We start from the raw sequence: 21,333 nt of genomic DNA on the forward strand, positions 1-21,333 counted from the left end.
CGTTTAGTTAATTTACAGTAGATAAACAACCGTAATGAACAAGAAAACAAGTCTATCTGATTGGTTGACTTATATTGAACAGGCCCATACCAAGGAAATTGATATGGGCTTGTCGCGTACTGAGAACCTTGTAAATCGCCTCAAAATTGACTTCACGGAGCAATATGTCGTCACTGTCGGAGGCACCAACGGTAAAGGCACAACGTGTGCGCTTATTGAACAAATTTGTTTGCATGCTGGTCTCACTGTAGGTGTTTACAGTTCCCCGCATTTAATCAGTTTTTGTGAGCGAATTCGCCTGAACGGTGAGTTAATTCCACAAACAATGCTTTGTGAGATATTTGAGAAAATAGATAGTAGCCGAAAAGAAACGGCGCAAAAAGCAATTGAACTAACTTATTTTGAATTTGCTACATTAGCCGCGCTTAAAGCATTTTCGGACCAGAAAGTGGATGTTGTTATTCTGGAAGTTGGCTTAGGCGGTCGACTCGACGCTGTGAATGTAATAGATAGCGATGTAGCAGTTATTACCAGCATAGGACTTGATCACCAAGCGTGGCTAGGCGATACAAAAGAACAAATAGCAGTTGAAAAAGCCGGTATTTTTCGCACTAATAAACCAGTGATTATCGGAGAAGAAGCGCCACAGCAATCAATGCTAGATTATGCTCAAGACCTTGGCGCTCAATTAATATGTCGCGGTAAAGACTTCATTTTTGACGAAACAAACAATCTCATTAGTATTCAAGGCGAGCAATTCTCAACTGAAAACGCCAAAATACCAAAACAGAATGTTGCAACAGCCTTAGCTGCAGTGAATGCATTAAGTCGAAGCGCGTTTTCAGGCAGTGATAACGTGTTGAGCAGAAAGCTGGCAGCGGCATTGCCATTTTTAACAGCAAGCAAAGTCGTTCAAGCAATTATCGATAAAACTCAGGTCTTAGGTCGTCATCATGTCCTACGTCAACAGCAAAATGGCGACTGTTGCGCTGTTATACTCGATGTTGCGCACAATGAAGACAGTGCACGGCAGTTGAGTCGCTTAATTAGAACTTATTCATTTCATACCTGTCACATTGTTGCAGGCATGTTAAAAGATAAAAATATCGAAGTGAGTTTACAGGCTTTTGCTGATATTCAAGCACATTGGTATTGTGCAACCTTACCTACCGCGAGGGGGGAAGATTCGGAACGTCTAGTTAGGGCGCTAAATTCGAGCATAGAGTTGAATGAAAATTCAAAAGTAGATGCCTTTGGCAGTGTAGATATGGCATATAAAAATGCGTTAATTAATGCTCAGTCCGATGATATTATTCTGGTTATGGGGTCTTTTTTAACCGTTGCGGCTGTTCTCAAATACCATGCTAGTGCATAATAAAAATTAAGCGGACATCACGAATTAATTCGTTGAGGAATCATCAGTGTCAAATGCGTTACAAAACAGGCTAGTGGGGACGGTTATCCTCGTCGCCGTGACGGTTATTTTTCTACCAGATTATCTGGATGGGAAAAAGCAAACTAATACTGAAACCTTTGTGGATTTTCCTAGCTCAACGTCAAGTTTATCTGCAATCGCACCCGATACTTTCCCCGCACAGAAGGTAGCTAACGCAACGCGCAGAGAAGTCGTCGTGATTGACGAACAAGCAGCTGATGCCTTGTTTGAGCAAGCACAAAATACCCAAAGCACGGATCAACCAACTGATAGCCCAGAAAAGGCCTCGCAACAATCGGAACAAACTGATGAAGAACGCAGCATGGCTCAACTTATGGCTAAGAATCTGCAAGCAGCTAAAGCTGATGACGGCGCGCCAGTGGACAGCACAAATAATTCAGGTGGCAGCAGCGCAAGAAACAATTCACTGGCTCAGCAAACTGTCGCTAAAAGTACGCCAGATACAGCGAACAATAACGCCGGTTGGGTAGTGCAATTAGGCAGTTTTGGTAACCAAAAAAATGTGAACGAGTTGCTACGAAAGCTGGAAAAAGCAGGCTATCGTTCTTTCAGCAGGAAAGTTCAAACGAGCGCTGGACGTCTAACCAAAGTATTTGTTGGCCCCGAGTTAGATAAAGAAAAATTGGACTTAGCCTTACCTCACCTGAAAGAGACGACAGGACTGACGGGTAAAGTTACTACCTTCGACGTTGTCTCGGATTAAGCTAAAAAACACCGATATTTGTCTATTTTATCATTGGACTGAATGGCACCTTCTGATAGAATGCGCGGCATACTAGAAATCACACTATAATGTTGACAGTAATAACATTTAGAACAGGTTTATGACTGAATTTCAACCTATGATGCACTTCTCAAAATGAATTGGTTTGATTTTACCATATTAGGCGTCATTGCCTTATCGGCAGTCATCAGCGTGATACGTGGTTTTGTAAAAGAGGCCATTTCACTCGTTGTGTGGTTTTCTGCGTTCATCGTCTCTAGCCAATTATATCCTCAACTTGCAAAATTTCTAAGCCGGATTTCAGATGAATTATTCAGAAACGGTGTTGCTATTGCTATCTTATTTATTTCGACATTGATTGTCGGTGCGCTCGTCAATTATGTTTTTTCTCAGTTGGTCAAAGCCACTGGATTAAGTGGAACCGATAGAGCCCTAGGCGCGGTTTTTGGCGCATTGCGAGGCCTACTCATTGTCAGTGCATTGCTCTTCTTTATGGATACTTTTACACCCTTTGCGGATAGTAAATGGTGGTTGCAATCTATATTGGTACCTGAGTTTTCAGTCATTATTGAATGGTTTTTTGAATACGTTAAAGGAAGCTCAAGCTTCCTTTCTCCTACCGAATAGAAGGTTTCTATATGTGTGGTATCGTTGGTATTGTTAGTAAAGGTCCTGTCAATCAAGACATCTACGACGCGTTAACTGTGTTGCAACATCGTGGTCAAGATGCGGCTGGCATCATGACCATTGATAATGGGATGTTTCATCTACGCAAAGAGAACGGCTTGGTAAGGGATGTATTTCGTACTCGCCACATGAAGCGTCTTACCGGAAATGTTGGCATCGGGCATTGCCGCTACCCTACCGCCGGTTCCTCAAGTTCAGCCGAAGCGCAGCCCTTTTATGTGAACTCTCCATTTGGTATCGCATTTGCACACAACGGTAACTTGACCAATGCACATGAACTACAAGCAGAGGTCTTTAGTATTGCGCGACGTCATATCAATACATCTTCAGATTCAGAACTACTGCTCAATATATTTGCTCATGCTTTACAAAATGCGGCTGGGTTTGAAGTAAAACCAGAAGAAATATTTTCTGCAGTAGAAACCGTGCACAGTAAGATTAGAGGTGCATATGCGGTTGTTGCTGCCATTATCGGTAACGGCATGGTCGCGTTTAGAGACCCCTTCGGAATTCGTCCTCTTGTGCTTGGCAAACGTCAAACAGAGCATGGAGATGAATATATGGTTGCGTCTGAAAGTGTCGCTCTGGACTCTGTGGGCTTTAATTTCGTTAGAGATGTTGCGCCAGGAGAAGCGGTTTACGTTAATCAAAAGGGTGAGTTATTTACCAAGCAATGCGCAAAAAATCCTAGTTGTAACCCTTGTATCTTTGAGTTCGTCTACTTTGCGCGTCCCGATTCCTTTATTGACGGTATCAGTGTTTACGCATCGCGGGTAAATATGGGACGTAAATTAGGTGAGAAGATAGCTAGAGAGTGGGCTGATTATGATATTGATGTGGTGATCCCAATTCCTGAAACGTCGATGGATGTGGCGTTACAAATTGCGAACACCTTAAATAAGCCTTATCGTCAAGGTTTCGTAAAAAATCGCTATATTGGCCGAACTTTTATCATGCCGGGCCAAGTACAACGTAGAAAATCAGTGCGTCGTAAATTAAATGCCATTTCGTCTGAATTTAAAGGTAAAAATGTCTTATTGGTAGATGATTCTATTGTGCGTGGCACAACGTCTGAACAAATTATAGAAATGGCTCGTGAATCCGGTGCCAATAAGGTGTATTTTGCCTCTGCAGCACCTGAAATTCGGTTTCCCAATGTCTATGGTATCGATATGCCTTCTGCTAACGAACTTATTGCGTACGGTCGCGAAATTGAGCAAATTTGTGAATGTATTAAGGCTGACGGTTTAATCTTTCAGGATATTGCTGACCTAGTAGATGCAGTTAGAGAGGAAAATAATGCACTGACTCAATTTGAAACATCTGTATTTGATGGTAATTATATTACGGGTGACGTGGATCAGAAGTACCTCGAGAGTATTGATAAATCAAGAAGTGAAAAAGCCAAGTCGCCAGTTATTCAAGAAGAATTGAGTAACCTTGAAATGCATAACATAGGTACCGATTAGAAACTAAGTGAGTTGACACCAACGCCACTTAAGTTCGCATGTTAAGAAAAAGCCCGCATTTGAAGTGACCCCATAAAGTTGGACACTTTTATTAAGCGGGCTTTTTTATGTGTTCATATTTCTCTATTTACATATATTGTGGACCAACACCTACGCTCCACAGAATAACTGAAGAAGCCATCAGTATAACCAACAACACCAAGCCACAAGTTACTACGGAGCTACTGTAAATAAAGCCTTTTTCCTCAGGAATGTGCAGCATGATAGGTACACCAGAGTATAAGAGGTAAACGGAATAGGAGAGGCCTATAAGTCCAATACACATAATAAACCATAACTCTGGATAGAATGCACTAAACCCAGTCATAAATAGCGGTGTTGCTGTATATGCAGCAAGTTCTAGTGATTGTGTGTAAGTTGGAAATGAATCAAATGATTTGGCTAACTCGTTGATTATTACAGCTAGCGCGACAACACCAATAATCAAACCAAAATACATTGCGATTGCCATTAGCATTGCGCTTTCTTGGGTTAGCTTAATAGTATCAGCGGTAGCTCCAGCACCAATGTCCCATCCTAAATAAGCAGAGGCGTAATAAGCCATAACAGCTGGGATCAGCGCAATTAACATAATGTGGCTTAAAGCGTAAAAGTAAGATTCATGGCGTTTATCAATAGTCTGCCATTCTTCCTTTGGGTGAGTATAAATACCCCATAAATGATTCAAAATCATTGTGACTCCTGCTACAACACAACGGTTGTAAATGTTAATAATGACGCTGGTAAAGCCGTTCACCGATATTGGCATTTACCCAATTTATTTATAAATCACTCTAGTTATTGCCACAATGGCACCTTGCAGTTCAATAGCGTGTTGTTAAAAAGTGACGTTCAATATAATTTATTAACATAACTTTAACAAGAGTTTGTTGCATCTGAGCTAATCGGTCAAATACAAATTCGTGATTTAGTTTTTCATTTCTATTCATGCACCTTATGTTCAGGTGCGTAAATCAAATCGCAAACAGGATTGGTGTGATATAGTCAAATCAAGCGCTTTGTTGTTTCCAACAGAAGCATTTAAAAGCAGCAAACTGCTGTAACATATGATTTATTTGCTGAGACAACTGATGCAACAGAATTCAAGAAACAAAATGTTAAAAGCGCATTTAGGTGAGCTCAAAGCTCATGCAATAATGGCTAAATCGAAAGATGATATTGACAAGGTCGCGAAACATATTTTGCGATTTTCTCAGCGCAGTGCTTATAAGTTTAATCATAGTCTGGCAATCATCGGGTTTGTGCTTGCAGGTCTTGCATTACTGCTGTCTTTTTGGGCACAAATGGACTTGTCTTATGACCAACGTAACTGGATGCGTATTGGTGGTTTGATAATAGGCGTTGCTTGTATTGTAAATATTTGGTTGCGATTCGCGTCAATCAAGCGTATTGGCGATCAGTTATATGTGCGAGCCGTTGCCATTCATGCTGGTATTGAAAGAGATTATAGCTTTGATGGTAAAAACTATTGGCGTGAATTAAAGTCCATATTTCCAGTCTTCAATTGTGGTGATGAAGGCCAGAAAATTACCAAACGCTATTTAGGTGGCGTTGATTCGACGCCATTTACGTTATTTGAGTTTAAATACGTTAATGTCACCACTCATTACACAACCGACAATAATGGAAACTCAAGAGCCTCTCAGTCAAAAAGTACAATTTATAAATATGGCATGCTGGTGCAATTCACTAACTTTAACTATATTTCATTAAATGCGAAGCGTTTCTCTGAGAAATGGGATTCAGCCAGCCGCACCTTTAATAAGCTGTTCAAGGTCAGATGTGCAACAGAAATTCAAGCGGCTAAATTTTTTAATCCTAAAGTTGTCTTAACCTTCGCCGATAACTTTAGCTTTATTAAGTCAATGGATGTAAACGCTGAATCTGTTGCTTGCTTTGAACTACCGAAAAGCATTTTTCCAAGCCAAGTGAAAAAACCATCGTTGCGCAAACAAGCGGATTTTGTTCAACAATTACAGCATCCAACGCAAATTCCAATGTTGGAAAATGCTAAAAATTTGCTCCACTTTATTAACCAAAATAAATAGGACTTTATATGCTTACCTCTCTCATCATCGCTGTTGTCATTATTATCGGCATCATAATCATATACAACCAAATTGTCGGCAATTTAAATAGGGCCAAACGTGCTTGGTCTGACGTGATCACTTACGAAAAATTAAAGCAAGACGTGATCCCACAATTAACCGAGTTAACCAATAACTTTACGGAGTTCGAAAGTGACTTTATTCATAAGGTAACTGCACTCAGAGAATCTATTTCTGTATTGGACAAAGATGAAATTGATGTAAAAGCATTGGCTAACGTTGAGACAAAATCAAATGCTGTGTTTTCTGCTTTCCGGGCGACAGCTGAAAACTATCCTGAATTAGGTTCTACTAAAATCGTACAAGAACTAATGGATGAAATTAGCGATAAAAACGAAAATGTCGCGGCGGCTATTACGATTTATAACCGCAGTGTTGAACACTTTAATAACTCCATCGAAATGGTACCGTATAATGTAGTCAACAGTTTGTTTACCAAGAAAGAAAAGTTAGATAATTTTCATCAATCGGGCACGGTTGAATCGTATGACTATAAACCTAATTTTTAACAATAACGTTGAATAAGGTCACCATGATTGATGCGCAGCCCACGGTTTATATACTAGCTGCAAACACTTGTATAAGGTCCTAATTAAAGAAAAGTGAAGAATAAAGTTAATGACTGAAAAGACCGAAAAGCAAAAGATGCTAGCAGCAGAACCGTATTTTCCTAGCAACAAGCAGTTGCAAGCAGACCGAATGAACGCCAAGACAATATGTCATCACTTTAATCAATTGCCTCCCAATCAGTTTAAACAAGGTATGAAGGTGTTAAAGGAACTTTTTGGTCGTACTCAATCATTTTGGATTGAGCCGCAGTTTTATTGTGACTATGGTTACAATATTTATTTAGGTAAGCAGTTTTATGCTAATCATGGCTGCGTTATATTGGATGCAGCGCCGGTGACAATTGGTGATGATGTTATGCTAGCGCCTGGGGTCTTGATATCTACTGCAACACATCCCTTAGAGCCTAAAAAGCGTAATAAAGGCATTGAAAGTGCGCATGCAATTACGATAGGCAACAGTGTTTGGATTGGTATGGGCGCAAAAATCCTACCAGGGGTGACTATTGGTGACAATGCTGTCATCGCTGCCGGCGCTGTAGTGAATAAATCAGTTGCGGCTAATACCGTTGTTGCAGGTGTACCGGCACGACTGATTAAGCAGTTATAAAAAATCCCCTCGTTATCCTGACACACAATTCACAAGCTGTAACAATTCAACCAAGTATTAGTTTAATTCGCCAACTATAATGGCGAGAATACCAAAGTGCTTCGTGGTTAAATAGTTAAGCGATTGTTTTTATTATTTTTTAATTAACTGGCACATTCGATGCAAACTTTGGCGTAGATGAATTAAAACAATAAGTTCAATCAAGGAACTCACTATGAATGCCCCAACGTCTGTAAATGTAACTGGCTCAATGAACAATAAATTTAAAATGGCAGCACTCGCTGCTCTCCTCAGCACCGTCGTTTTGTTGAATGGATGTGGCAGAGCGGAGGCAACTAAAACTGAGAGTGAAATTGCTGAGGAAAAAGCACAGAAAATTATCCCCATTCCGGTTGAAGTTAGTCTCGTTCAAAAAGGCAGTATTTCCTCAAACTACACAACGACTGCGGTGTTAGAAGCGAAGGAAGAGGCATTTGTAGTCGGCAGAGCATCCGGCATCATTGAGCACATAATGGTCGAAGAGGGTGATTATGTGGAAAAAGGTCAAATTCTTGCGAAGCTAGAGCCACAAAGATATGAGCTCAACCTTAGACGCGCTCAAGCAGATATGACCGGGATTGAAAAAGAGTTAGCGAAAATCAATAAAGTGTATCATCAGAAATTAGTCAGTGATGACACTTACGACAAAATCACTGCACAATATGAATCAGCAAAAGCAACGCTTGCGTTAGCGCAGTTAGATTTGAAAGAAGCGACTATCGTTGCTCCTATCAGTGGTTATATTGCAGAGCGAAATGCAAAAGTAGGTAACCTCACGGAATCTTTCCAACGTGAGAGGATGTTTCATATTGTTCAGCAGAAAGAGTTGTATGGAATTGTATATTTACCTGAGAAAGAACTTTCTAAAGTACATAAAAACCAGAAAGCGAGCTTAATCATCACGGCCTTGAATGACCAAAAAATTAACGCACTTGTGGAAAGAATTAGCCCTGTGATTGATTCCACAACAGGGACATTTAAAGTCACATTACGCGTACCAAATGAAGATAAAAAGCTGATGGCAGGTATGTTTACTCAGGTTAGTTTAAATTATAACACTCGCGATAATGCGACCTTATTACCAAAAAAGGCCATGCTTGCCCTGGACGACACAATTAACGTATTCGTTGTGGATGATACCGGGATAGCTAACAAGGTAGCTATAAAAACAGGCTACCAAGAAGGTGATTTTGTAGAGGTAGTTGAAGGGCTATCGGGTAATGAAAGGGTAGTGATTACCGGTCATCAAAACCTAAAAGACAAAGCTCTTGTCAATGTTGTTAACGGTTAATTGAGGGGATCATCATGAATTTAATTGATGTTGCAGTGAAGCGACCCGTCACCGTATGGATGTTTACGTTGGCCGTGTTGTTGTTTGGCTTTGTGTCACTCTCTCGTTTATCAATAAACTTACTACCTGAATTATCATATCCTACCCTAACTATCCGCACCGATTATATCGGCGCAGCGCCTGGTGAGGTAGAGCAACTGGTCACTAAACCTATTGAAGAAGTGGTTGGGGTGGTAAAAGGCGTGCGCAAAGTTGTGTCGGCATCCAAGGCTGAGCAATCTGATGTGGTGCTTGAATTTGAGTGGGGCACTGACATGGATTTAGCCAGCTTAGAAGTTCGTGAAAAGCTCGATGTTTTATTTTTACCATTAGATGTAAAACGCCCTTTACTACTGCGTTTTAATCCCAGTCTTGACCCAGTTATGCGTTTCGGTCTAGGCGCAGTTAGTAAGCTAGCTATCAACCAAGCTATCGACCAAGCTAGCATGCAAGCTAAAAGCTTGGTTACGATGGATATTAACACCACCAAACGCATTCGAACTTATGCTGAAGAAGAAATAAAACGCAAATTAGAGTCAATTGAAGGGGTTGCTTCAGTGCGCATCGGTGGCGGACTTGAAAATGAAATCCAAGTGCTTATCGATCAACAAAGAACCAGTCAACTTAATATCCCTATCAGTGAGATCATTCAACGACTTAAAGATGAAAATGTAAATGCATCAGGCGGCCGGGTTGAAGATGGTGCACAAGAATATTTAGTGCGAACCATTAATCAGTTTGAAAGCTTAGATGATATTCGCAACCTTTATATTGCGACACGAGAAGGTAAGTTTATAAAGCTGAATGACGTTGCGCAGATAGTTGACTCGTATAAAGAACGAGATTCAATTACTCGTTTTAATGGCTTTGAGGGTGTTGAAATAGCCGTTTATAAGGAAGGTGATGCAAATACAGTTGATGTGGCAAATGCGGTGACTCAACGCTTAGAAAGCATCCGTAATAGTTTACCAGAAAACTATGAGCTACAAAAAGTGTATGACCAATCCGAATTTATCTCCAGTGCCATAGACGAAGTGAAATCAGCTGCCGTGGTCGGTGGTGTCTTAGCCATGTTCATTTTGTATTTCTTTCTCAAGAATATTTGGGCCACGCTAATCATCTCGATTTCAATTCCGGTTTCCATTATCGCTACGTTTAACTTGATGAATAGCTATGATATTAGTTTAAACATAATGAGTTTAGGCGGTATTGCATTGGCCATAGGTTTATTAGTCGATAACAGTATTGTGGTATTAGAAAATATTGATCGCCACAAAAAGAATAATGTGAATGCCATGCAAGCAGCTTCAATAGGCACGTCAGAAGTGTCTATGGCCATTGTTGCATCAACGTTGACGACAATGGCGGTTTTCTTTCCATTAGTCTTTGTTGAAGGAATTGCGGGGCAATTGTTCAGTGATCAAGCGTTAACTGTTACCTTCGCTTTGTTAGTTTCGCTGATTGTTGCGCTTACACTTATTCCTATGTTGGCAGCGCGCGATCAATCTCATGTCAGTGTTGCAATACAAGATAATGAACTTGATTTGGGCCCGCGTTTTAAAAAGGATAAACCAAACGGCAAAGTCAGACGCTTTCTCTGGTACTTAGGTGCTCCTTCACGCTGGATATTTAAAATCATTTTTTACTTTATCCCTGCTGTAACTGTTGGTTTTACTGTGTCTTTGTTTAGGATCGTTAGCAGCGGGTTAAGCTGGCTATTTAAACCCGCTCTTTGGGTGTTTGATAAAATATACGATGCTTTGTCTGTCACTTATTTCAAATTATTGGATTGGGCAATGCAGGCCAGACTCCTAGTGTTGGCTGCAATTATTTCAGTTTCGTTATTCTCGATACTGTTTATTCCAAAGCTTGGTATCGAATTAATACCACCCATGTCGCAAGGCGAGTTTGATGTGGAAATTACCTTACCTACTGGCTCAAGACTGGAAAATACTGATGAACTTCTTTCCCAATTAGCTACTTTTACACAACAACAAGAGGGTGTTGAACGAACTTATTCATTAGCAGGTACAGGTAGTTTGATGAACGCCTCACCGGCACAAGGTGGCGATCATTGGGGTAAACTCAATGTGGTGATGTCAGATGCGGCGAATGTTGAACAAGAGCAACAAGTCATTGGTGCCATGCGCGCTTACTTGACAAATCAGGCGGGCATACAAAGTAAGTTTGGTGCACCAGCGCTATTTAGTTTTTCAACACCACTGGAAATCGAAATCATAGGCTATGACTTGGTTAATTTAAAACGTTATGGTGATGTCCTTGCAGAAGAACTCGGCAAAAATAATCGATTTGCTGATATTGAAAGTTCGTTACAAAGCGGTAACCCTGAATTGAAAATTAATTTTGAGCACTCAAAATTAGCTCAATTAGGTTTGAACGCGCCGGACGTATCCAAGTTAATTGCCACTAAAGTTGGTGGTGAAATTGCAAGTAAATTCAGTGTTGATGACAGGAAAGTCGATATTTTGGTACGTAGTCAAGATCGACAGCGAGATTCAGTGGCTGATATTGGACAAATTATTGTTAACCCAGGAGCGTCGCCAGCCATTCCATTGTCGGCAGTTGCTGATATTGTAATGTCAGTCGGTCCAAGTGAAATTAGCCGTGTAAATCAACAACGTGTCGTTTTAGTGTCAGCTAACCTAGCCTATGGCGATCTGGGAGGAGCCGTAATTGATGCACAACAAGCTATCGATGACATTCAACTGCCTATCACTCTAAAAGCAAATGTAGCGGGGCAAAGTGAGGAAATGAAAGCCAGCTTCAAATCGCTTTACTTTGCTTTGGCGTTAGCCGTATTTATGGTGTATATCGTGATGGCTTCACAATTTGAATCTTTTCTACACCCATTTCTGATTTTATTTACTGTACCAATGGCCTGCGCAGGCTCTATTTATGGTCTCGTGCTAACCGGCACAAATGTCAGTGTCGTCGTGTTTATAGGGCTGATTATGCTGGCTGGTATTGTTGTGAATAACGCGATTGTATTGATTGATCGCATAAACCAGCTTCGTCAAAGTGGTGTTGCAAAGGATGAAGCCATCATCGAAGCTGCACAAAGTCGATTGCGCCCAATTCTGATGACAACGTTAACCACGGTGTTAGGTTTGCTGCCCATGGCTATTGGTCTAGGCGAAGGGTCAGAGATCCGCACCCCAATGGCAGTAACCGTCATCTTTGGTTTGTTATTTGCGTCATTGCTAACCCTGTTCCTCATTCCAGTGTTGTACAGCTTGTTTGATCGTAAACGATTTAAGCATGTTGCGGTTTCAGGTGAGAATAGCGCTATGCCAAGAGCAACTCCTGCCCAGGAGCCTAGTCATGGATAAGTTCGAACACGCAGGCGCGGCGTTGGCGTCATTCGCTATGCGTCGTCCAGTCACAATTACGATGTTGTTTTTTTCATTACTTGTCATGGGATTGGGTGCAAGTCGTTATTTACCCTTGGAAAAGTTTCCCGGTATCGACTTCCCTGAACTCTTTATTCAAGTACCTTATCAAGATGCAACACCTGCGGAAATAGAGAAAATGATTACGCGCCCAGTTGAAGAGGCGCTAGCGACCATGTCGGGTATTAAGCGACTGCGTTCTGTTTCAAATGAAAACAGCGCTGAAATCAACATTCGTTTTGACTGGGACGCAAATATAAAAGCGAAAAGTATAGAGGCTCGTGAGAAAATTGATGCCATACGTCATCTCCTGCCAAACGATGTTGAACGTGTCATGGTATACAAATTCAATTTATCTGATATGCCGGTGTTTCAATTACGCCTATCCAGTGATCGTGATATTTCAAATTCATTTGATTTGCTAGAACGCAATTTAAAAATGCCGATTGAACGCATCAAAGGTGTTTCCAGAGTTGAGTTGTATGGTGTTCAAAAAAAACAAATTTCAATTCGTCTTGATCCTGACCGAGTAGCTGCATTGCATGTTGATGTTGCCGCATTGACCAGAACTTTGCGCGCAGCCAACTTTTCGATGACCGCCGGACAATTTTTTGACCTAGACCAAAAAATTACCGTTAATCCAAGCGGCGAATATAAAAGTAAAGAAGACATTGCAGACTTAATTGTGATGCATAACGTTCGGCTCAGCGACATTGCCAAGGTTATATACGAAAAACCGAAGGCCGTAGAAGGTCGTCATTTAGATAGAACCCATGCAATTGGTTTGAATATTTTCAGAGAGTCGGGTGCCAATTTGGTTGACGTGTCTGAAGCGGTCATGGCAGAAATTGAAAATGCGAAAAACAGCAGTTCATTTAATGGCATTAATGTTTTTGTTATGCAAGATGAGGCTACAAGTGTCACTCAGTCCCTGCAAGACCTGATAAATTCCGGCCTAGTTGGGGGCTTATTATCGATCATTGTGTTGTATTTATTTCTACGTAATTTGGCCACCACGTTGGTGGTTGTGTTATCAGTCCCTTTCGCTATTTGTATTACATTAGCTTGTATGTACTTTATGGGTTACACGCTAAATATCTTGTCTCTTATGGGCTTAATGCTTGCGGTAGGAATGTTGGTAGATAATGCGGTGGTAGTCACGGAAAGCATTTTTCAAGAACGAGAAAAGTCTGATGATATAGTAGAAGCGACTAAAAAAGGGGTTTCGTTAGTTAGTTTAGCGGTTATTGCTGGTACGGCAACCACGGTGATTGTATTTTTGCCCAACATTGTTGGCGTAAAAGCAGAGCTCACTGTGTTCTTGGAGCACGTAGCGGTGTCAATTTGCATATCACTCTTGGCGTCACTATTGATTGCTCAAACCCTTATTCCTCTGCTGACTACAAAACTTAAAATTAAACCTAAATCTGCGCAACAAAAACCGTCAAAATTAAAAGCAATCTATGAACAGGTTTTAAGGTGGACACTTGCACACCAAAAAGCGACTGCAGCCATTGCTGTCGGAATTTTGCTAAGTACCGGAATTCCAATGACATTATTGCAAAGCGATGATGACAGCAACAATAACCAAGATCGTATTTGGTTGAATTATGATATTCAAGGGAACTATAGTTTAGGTGAAGTAGAGAAGTCAGTTGCCAAAATGGAAGCCTATTTATATGCAAATAAAGAGAAATTTCACATTAAACAAGTTTATAGCTACTACACTGCCGGTTTCGCCGTATCAGGAATTACCTTAGAAGACGACCTGCCGGTAAAAGTAGCAGACTTAAAAAATGAGATTAAACAAGCGCTGCCATTATTTGTACGAGCAAGGCCCTCGTTTCAATGGGATCAAGGCTCGGATGGGGGTGTACGTCTCACCTTATTTGGTCAGAGCTCAGAAAATCTATTGCGATTAGCCAATCAAATCGTACCGGTATTGGACAGTATTGAAGGCTTAACTGATGTGAAAACTGCTGTCGATGGTCAAGATTTTGAACTGCAGTTAACCGTAGATAGAGAAAAAGCCTTTCGCTTTGGTTTGAGTTCAACGGATGTGGCGACTATTGTGAGCACCGCATTGCGTGGTTCAAACTTGCGCACATTCAGAGGGGAGACCGACGGTGAGGTTAGTATACGCTTGATGTATGACGAGTCGCTGCAAACCTCAGTTGAAAAGCTACGTAAACTAACTATTTTTCGCGATGAAAATCAAAACGTGACCTTGGATATGGTGGCTAGTATGAAGGTCGAGCCACGCTTATCGCAAATTCAACGCACTTCACGTCAAACGTCATTGAGTATTGGTGGCAATTTGGAGGCTGATATCACGGTAGACGAAGCTCGCGAACGAATTGAGTTAATCATGCAGAATATCGAACTGCCCGCCGGTTATGCATGGTCATTAGAGGGAAGTTTTCAGCGCCAAGATGAAGACGAAGCAATCATGCTAACAAATATGTTATTAGCCATTATCATGATTTATATCGTGATGGCTGCATTGTTTGAATCATTGTTGCTGCCAACAGCAGTACTTACCTCACTTATCTTTTCATTTACCGGCGTATTTTGGGCGTTCTTGATAACCGGTAATGCGATGACGGTGATGGGTATGATAGGCATGCTGATTTTAATGGGTATAGTAGTCAACAACGGTATTGTGCTGGTCGATCGAATAAATTATTTGGCTAATAGGGGAATGAGTGTGCCGGATGCCATAATTGAAGGTTGTTTAACTCGCGTTAGGCCTATATTAATGACGGTGCTAACCACCGTGTTAGGATTACTACCACTGGCTGTTGGCGATGTAAATATTGGGGGTGATGGCCCTCCTTATGCACCGATGGCGATAGCGATCATTGGCGGTCTTTTATTCAGTACTATTACCAGTTTATTCTTAGTGCCTCTAGCTTACTTGCTATTACTGAAATTACGCCGAGCGACGGTAGAAATGATAAGTGAAAGTAAAATGATGGTGTCTAAATTAATTAAAGCTGCGTGATCAAGCATCATTCAGTAGGCTAAACGAAATAGTCGTCAATTGATAGACATGGCCATATCTTGTGAACATAAATCACAAATATTTTGCTGAAGGTATCAGCAAAGGGCGATATAAATTTAGTCATTTATTTGCTAGCTCAGTTGAATAGGTTACTGTTGTTAGCTTCAAGCTTGAGATTAGTGATGTTATGAACAGCCGTTTAATCCATATTGAACAGAACCGAGAAGATAGCTTGCAGAGTCAAATTCGCCAGAAATTGGTGGAAGGGATCTTAGTTGGCTCTTTTGCGGCTGGCAGCAAATTACCTTCTTCTCGTAAATTAGCAAAACAATTAGAAGTCTCGCGTAATACGGTGGTGCTAGTGTTTCAGGCTTTAATTGATGAAGGGTATTTAGAGAGTCGTGAACGTAGTGGTATTTATGTGACCTCTAACGTTCAATATGGCAAGGTTGCGAACAGTTATCCTGCTAGCTTTGATACTAACTCAAGTATCAATAATCATCGTTTTAAAGGTGCGATTGCCACCACAAATGAAACCTCATGTCCATCTAATTGGCGAAGTTTTCCTTACTCGTTTATTGATGGCAAGTTTGATTCTTCGTTGTACCCTGTAAAAGAATGGCGAGAAGCAAACAACAAAGCCAATACAACGCGTGAAATTTACAAATGGTCAGAAACCCAAGGTGCAGAAGATGATCCTATGTTATTGGATGAAATTCGCACTAAAATACTGCCACGCAGAGGCATACAGGCAGGGCGTGATGAAATTCTGATCACGGCTGGCAGTCAACAAGCGTTATATTTGCTGACGCAGCTTTTTGTAAACAGTAACGTTACGGTGGCGGTGGAAGAACCTGGTTATCCTGAAATGCGCGAATTATTAACCAACAAAGGGGCGAAACTGCTTTATCAAGCCATTGATGATAGCGGTATTGTAGTTAATGAAAATCTAGATAACTGCGATATTATCTACACTACACCTAGTCATCAAACGCCAACCAGTATTACTATGTCGATGGCACGCAGAGACGAGTTACTTAAAAAAGCTAACCAACAAGATCTACTAATTATTGAAGATGATTTTGAATTTGAAAGTAATTTTTTGGGCCATCCGCATCCGGCGCTTCGCAGTTTAGATAAGGACAACCGGGTAGTGTATGTTTCCTGTTTATCCAAGGTCTTGGCCGCGGGGGTACAAATAGGTTTTATTGTTACTGATAAAAATGTGATATGTGAGTTGAAAAAACTAAGAAAATTGATGATGCGGAATCCACCTCTGCATAATCAACGCACCGTGGCTTATTTTCTATCATTAGGCTATTACGACTCTTATATGATGCAATTACACAAAGTGTTTTTTGAACGTTGGCTAACGTTAAGAGAAGCGCTTAATATTTATTTACCTAATTGTATCGATACCGGACCAATACAGGGAGGCACTGCATATTGGGTCACGGGACCTAAACAATTAGATGGTGAATATTTAAGAAAAAAAGCCGCCGAGTTAGGCATACTCATTGAGCCGGTAAAACGTTATTTTGCTAAACAAGAACATCCTGAAAACTGCTTCCGCTTGGGTATTACTAGTATTAGAAACGAAAAAATAAGAGAAGGCGTGAGTAAACTGGCAGAACTTATTCACTTGCTAACTGCCGAATTTGAAGAAAAACTATCTAACGCTAAAGGTAAATTACTTAGCAATGAAGCATTACAACAAATACTACCTGATGTAATACTTGAATGCCAAATGGTCTATGGAGTGCCATGTGTTATTGAACTGACTGCCGATGGCTCAATGCAGGGCATCACTGGAGGCGAAAATCGAGAAATTGATAGCGGCAGTTGGTGGGTCGAAAACGGTATGTTTTACCGTCAATGGAAGTTATGGGGATATGGAGAAACCAAAGGTTTTTACGTAATCATGGATGGCAAAGAAATGAAATGGTTTGATAAGGATTATTGTTTTGTAAGGCAATTAGAACTCAAGGGTTACACTAATCAAAATCTGGCACCATAGCGTGAGTTAAACTGGTACTACTAAGAGTAAGGATTATATTAGAAAGTAAAAGCACTTAAAAATAACATCACAATAAAAGTGATATTGAGTGAATAGTTATGAGTCACTTCTCGATTGCTGGACTTCAATTAGATCTTCATGCTGGAGATAATCTCGACGCTTTAGCAAATGAAATAATTAAAACAAAACTACGTTTCCCTTGGGTAGACATGATTGTCCTTAGCGAATTAGGCACTTATGGGTCTGAGAAAAAATATGCTAGTGAGTTGCCGAATAAAACAGAAAACTTCTACTGTCAGCTAGCCAAAGAGCAGGATGTTTGGTTAATTCCTGGCTCCTTGTATGAACAAGCTGGCTCTGAGGTGTTTAACACAACTACTGTAATCAATAACAAAGGTGAAGTAGTTCAACGCTATCGAAAAATTTATCCTTTCTACCCCTACGAAGATGGTGTGTCATGTGGACAAGACTTTGTTGTTTTCGACGTGCCTCAGGGACGCATTGGTGTCGCAATCTGTTATGACCTCTGGTTTCCCGAAGTTGCAAGACAACTAACTAGTATGGGAGCTGAAGTCCTTATTTATCCAACGTTAACCGGCACGATTGACCGCCCTATAGAACTCATTATGGCGCAGGCAACTGCTGCCACTAATCAAAGTTATGTCATCGCTATAAACGCTGCAGGACAGGCAGGAAATGGACAATCAATCGTGGTTGGACCGGAAGGTAATATTATTTATCAAGCAGGAGTAGGCGTCGAAATCATCCCCATAGAAGTAGATTTTGAGCTGATACGTCGCAATCGCGAGCGAGGTCTGCACTGTTTAGGTCAGCCACTTAAAAGTTTTGCAAAGAATCAAGTTAAATTTTCAGTCTATTCGGATAAAGCACCACTGGAGACCATATTAAAAGAACTGGGGCCTCTATGCATACCTAAAATTAATACAATAAAAAGAAACTAAAACTGGACCTAACATAAGTGCAAAACTGGCACTACGAAAAATATAAAGGCTAGTTTAGTCTCAAAAATGCGTAAAACATCCTTACACTATCTGGAGCCACAACATGAAAGCAGCTACATTTAATAAGTCAATAATATCGGGAGCTGTTAGTACAGCAATATTTATGTCCGTGTCTTCTGCTAGTGTGCACGCTCAAGAAGTCGAGCCAGCAGTGAAAAAGGGAATGGAAATTATAGAAGTTACAGCGAACCGCCGAGCGCAAAATATTCAAGAAGTCCCATTTAATATTTCAGCCGTGGGTCAAGAAGAAATTGATGCTGCTGGCTGGGTTGATACTGCAGACTTGCTGCGTGAAATGCCAGGTATATCTGTGCCTGACGGTGGTGGGCGAGCAGCTGCAAATAACAATGCCATTACTATTCGAGGCCTAAACCTTAGCCTGTCAGGAACGGATGCCGTATTCCTAACCGATCCAACCGTAAGTACTTATGTGAACGACACCCCTGCATTTGGTAACTTTATTCTAAAAGATATCGAGCGTGTCGAAATTCTGCGCGGACCACAAGGAACACTTTATGGTTCAGGTTCATTAGGTGGAACGGTGCGTTATATTATGAACAGACCTGATGTATCTAGATTTTATGGCAAAATTGATGGCACATATGGCCAAACTGACGGTTCTGATGGTAATAATCAGTCTGCAAATATCATGTTAAATATGCCTCTTAATGATGACTTTGCAATCCGTTTTAATCTAGGGACAATCTCTAATGATGGTGTGATTGATTATGTAAATGCATATCAAGTAGATGATGGTGGCTCACCGGTTTCCCAAGGCGGTGACTTTGTCTTAGGCGGCCCTATTATTCAATCTATTACGGATGCTGATACCGTTGAAATTGATTATCAGCGTGTTTCAGTGTTGTTTGAGCCATCTGATGATTTTAATGCACTATTCACTTATATGAATCAAAGTGGTGACTTTGGTGCTCGCCGCGCAGTCAGTACAGGAATTAATGCACTTAACGGTGAAAACTATGCTGATGATGAGCTTGGCGCAGCGCTATTAGAACCCGCATCAAGTGACAATGAAGTACTCAGCTTAGAGGTAGAATATAATCTTGGTTTTGCGACTTTAAGTTCGAGTAGCTCTTTCAGTGAGCGTGAATACCATCAAGTAGCTGATAATACTGGTTTCCAGATTACAAACAGCATTGCTTATTGGTATGGGTATGGAAATATGCCTCGTTTAGCTTTTGCCGCAATACGCGATAATACCTCAGAAGCATTTACACAAGAAGTACGCTTAGTCTCTAATTCCGATGACAGTAATATTGATTGGGTTGCTGGTCTTTACTACCAGCAAAAAGATACAACAGCTCGACAATCTACTGAAGTCCGCGGATTCACTGATTGGCGCATAGCGGCAGGACTTGATCCTAGGTTAGCCAGTGCCTATTTAGGTAATTTTTACGATTTAAGCAATAATCCAGCGGAATCATTTCTTTGGACCTATGCCAATGACTTTGAAGATACCGCCGCATTTGGTGAAATCACGTACCATGTTAGCGATAAATTACAAGCAAGTGTTGGATTCCGTTATTTTGAGAATGAGTCAGACGTTGTATCACAAACTGGCTTTCCAATTTTTGGTATACAGAGGCAATTAGTTGAAGATAAACAAAAAGACAGCGATATCTTATTTAAAGGAAATATTTCTTATAAACTAAGTAACAACATGATGATTTACGGCACCATATCAGAAGGTTATCGCCGCGGTGGATCAAATGCTGCGCCAGTTAGGACCGAGGAAAGTGATGTAGGTCAGGCACAACAAGATCCTAATGATCCAGAGTGGGCTTCTTTTGCTGTAGATACCGTGATCAATTATGAGTTTGGTGTTAAAGGTAGTACAGATAGCCTTAGATACACGGCCAATTTGTTTTATGTTGACTGGTCTAATCCTCAATTAAATACGTCAACACCATCTGGCTTTTATTTTGCTGTAGCAAACGGTGAAAGTGCTAAAAGTGTTGGGCTTGAAACCGAATTCACTTGGTCGCTTACTGAGACGACGACCTTGTCTGGTGGTTATACCTATGTTGATGCAGCGCTAACGGCCGATTTCTTTACGCATGATGCTGATTATACGACTAATGGTGCATCAAGACTTCAAGCCTTAGATGGTGATACTTTACCTGGTACTGCGAAGAATACGCTCAATTTAGCGCTTACTAATTATCAAACGTTGACGAGTGATCTCTATTTAGATAGTCGGGTTAGCTATTACTATCAGTCGTCTTCTGAAAACTCAATTCTTAGTGTATTTGAAGGCGATCGATTTGCACAAACGCTGCCGTCATTCTCTATGTTGAATGCGTCGTTTACAGTGGTAGCAGATAGCTGGACGATTGGTGTAGCAATAAAGAATATTACTAATGAAAAAGGCACAACGGGAACGTTTACAGAAGAATATATGGGTGGAGATGGCTCCTTCTATAACTTCTCTGGAACGGGCCAGAAAGACTTTATATCGACTCCAAGAACGGTCACCGTATATGGTTCTTATTTCTTTTAATAATTCCTTCGTTATTACTTAAAAAGCCGAGAATATCTCGGCTTTTTAATCTCACCCAATGTGGTAACAAAGAATTATAAAATAATGAAAAAATAAGCAGGACACACTAAGGTTGATCTCTTTAGTAGCCGTGGAATCCATGTTAATGCTGCACAAAATACGACTGGATCATCAGGTGGCGGTCAGTTTATAGATATAATCGTTTTAGATAAGAATTTGTTTGATGTGGAGTAAGTAGAATGTCAGAAACCAAAGTGCTACTTACTTTCATGGGTGGTAATCTTGTCCATATCGAGTTTTCTTTACAATAAAT

The 21,333-nt window shown here is 40.7% G+C and carries 14 protein-coding genes; 13 read left to right on the forward strand and 1 reads right to left on the reverse strand.

Features of this window, described 5'->3' with window-relative positions:
- Window positions 1-34 precede the first annotated feature (34 nt).
- The 4 genes from folC to purF all read left to right on the forward strand — a co-directional run bounded on the left by folC (window position 35) and on the right by purF (window position 4,336).
- Window positions 35-1,375 carry a bifunctional tetrahydrofolate synthase/dihydrofolate synthase gene (gene folC / locus CXF81_RS03100; protein WP_101179917.1) on the forward strand — a complete coding sequence of 447 codons (1,341 nt, stop codon included), beginning with the start codon at window positions 35-37 and terminating at the stop codon, window positions 1,373-1,375.
- Between the two features lie 46 nt (window positions 1,376-1,421).
- The gene (locus CXF81_RS03105; protein WP_101179918.1) at window positions 1,422-2,159 is read left to right on the forward strand and encodes an SPOR domain-containing protein; all 738 of its coding nucleotides are present in this window, start codon (window positions 1,422-1,424) and stop codon (window positions 2,157-2,159) included.
- Between the two features lie 156 nt (window positions 2,160-2,315).
- Window positions 2,316-2,807: a CvpA family protein gene (locus CXF81_RS03110; RefSeq protein WP_101179919.1), complete on the forward strand. Its 492-nt coding sequence runs from the start codon at window positions 2,316-2,318 to the stop codon at window positions 2,805-2,807.
- A gap of 11 nt (window positions 2,808-2,818) precedes the next feature.
- The gene (gene purF / locus CXF81_RS03115; protein ID WP_101179920.1) at window positions 2,819-4,336 is read left to right on the forward strand and encodes an amidophosphoribosyltransferase; all 1,518 of its coding nucleotides are present in this window, start codon (window positions 2,819-2,821) and stop codon (window positions 4,334-4,336) included.
- Window positions 4,337-4,463: 127 nt separating this feature from the next.
- Here purF and CXF81_RS03120 read toward each other — a convergent pair whose 3' ends face one another.
- Entirely contained in the window at window positions 4,464-5,069 is a 606-nt protein-coding gene (locus tag CXF81_RS03120; RefSeq protein ID WP_101179921.1) for a Yip1 family protein, read from the reverse strand.
- A gap of 421 nt (window positions 5,070-5,490) precedes the next feature.
- Between CXF81_RS03120 and CXF81_RS03125 the strand changes: the two genes are divergently transcribed.
- The 9 genes from CXF81_RS03125 to CXF81_RS03165 all read left to right on the forward strand — a co-directional run bounded on the left by CXF81_RS03125 (window position 5,491) and on the right by CXF81_RS03165 (window position 21,020).
- On the forward strand, window positions 5,491-6,444 hold the full coding sequence (locus CXF81_RS03125) for a hypothetical protein (RefSeq protein ID WP_101179922.1): 954 nt from the start codon (window positions 5,491-5,493) through the stop codon (window positions 6,442-6,444).
- A gap of 8 nt (window positions 6,445-6,452) precedes the next feature.
- Window positions 6,453-7,013, forward strand: coding sequence for a LemA family protein (locus CXF81_RS03130; RefSeq protein WP_101179923.1), 561 nt, complete (start codon window positions 6,453-6,455; stop codon window positions 7,011-7,013).
- Window positions 7,014-7,122: 109 nt separating this feature from the next.
- The gene (locus tag CXF81_RS03135) at window positions 7,123-7,680 is read left to right on the forward strand and encodes a sugar O-acetyltransferase (RefSeq protein ID WP_101179924.1); all 558 of its coding nucleotides are present in this window, start codon (window positions 7,123-7,125) and stop codon (window positions 7,678-7,680) included.
- 214 nt (window positions 7,681-7,894) lie between these two features.
- A complete protein-coding gene (locus CXF81_RS03140) occupies window positions 7,895-9,010 on the forward strand; it encodes an efflux RND transporter periplasmic adaptor subunit (protein WP_232771760.1) in 1,116 nt (371 codons plus the stop codon).
- 14 nt (window positions 9,011-9,024) lie between these two features.
- Complete coding sequence (locus CXF81_RS03145) at window positions 9,025-12,399, forward strand: efflux RND transporter permease subunit (protein ID WP_101179925.1); 3,375 nt, start codon at window positions 9,025-9,027, stop codon at window positions 12,397-12,399.
- Window positions 12,392-15,463, forward strand: coding sequence for an efflux RND transporter permease subunit (locus CXF81_RS03150; RefSeq protein WP_101179926.1), 3,072 nt, complete (start codon window positions 12,392-12,394; stop codon window positions 15,461-15,463). Before CXF81_RS03145 ends, CXF81_RS03150 begins: the two co-directional genes overlap by 8 nt.
- Before the next feature lie 187 nt (window positions 15,464-15,650).
- The gene (locus CXF81_RS03155) at window positions 15,651-17,480 is read left to right on the forward strand and encodes a PLP-dependent aminotransferase family protein (protein ID WP_101179927.1); all 1,830 of its coding nucleotides are present in this window, start codon (window positions 15,651-15,653) and stop codon (window positions 17,478-17,480) included.
- Between the two features lie 98 nt (window positions 17,481-17,578).
- Window positions 17,579-18,442: a carbon-nitrogen hydrolase family protein gene (locus CXF81_RS03160; protein ID WP_101179928.1), complete on the forward strand. Its 864-nt coding sequence runs from the start codon at window positions 17,579-17,581 to the stop codon at window positions 18,440-18,442.
- Between the two features lie 103 nt (window positions 18,443-18,545).
- Window positions 18,546-21,020 (forward strand): TonB-dependent receptor, encoded by a 2,475-nt coding sequence (locus tag CXF81_RS03165; protein WP_101179929.1) that lies wholly within the window; start codon window positions 18,546-18,548, stop codon window positions 21,018-21,020.
- The last annotated feature ends 313 nt before the right edge of the window (window positions 21,021-21,333 follow it).

The organism is Glaciecola sp. 33A, from assembly GCF_002836745.1.
Taxonomy (GTDB): domain Bacteria; phylum Pseudomonadota; class Gammaproteobacteria; order Enterobacterales; family Alteromonadaceae; genus Glaciecola.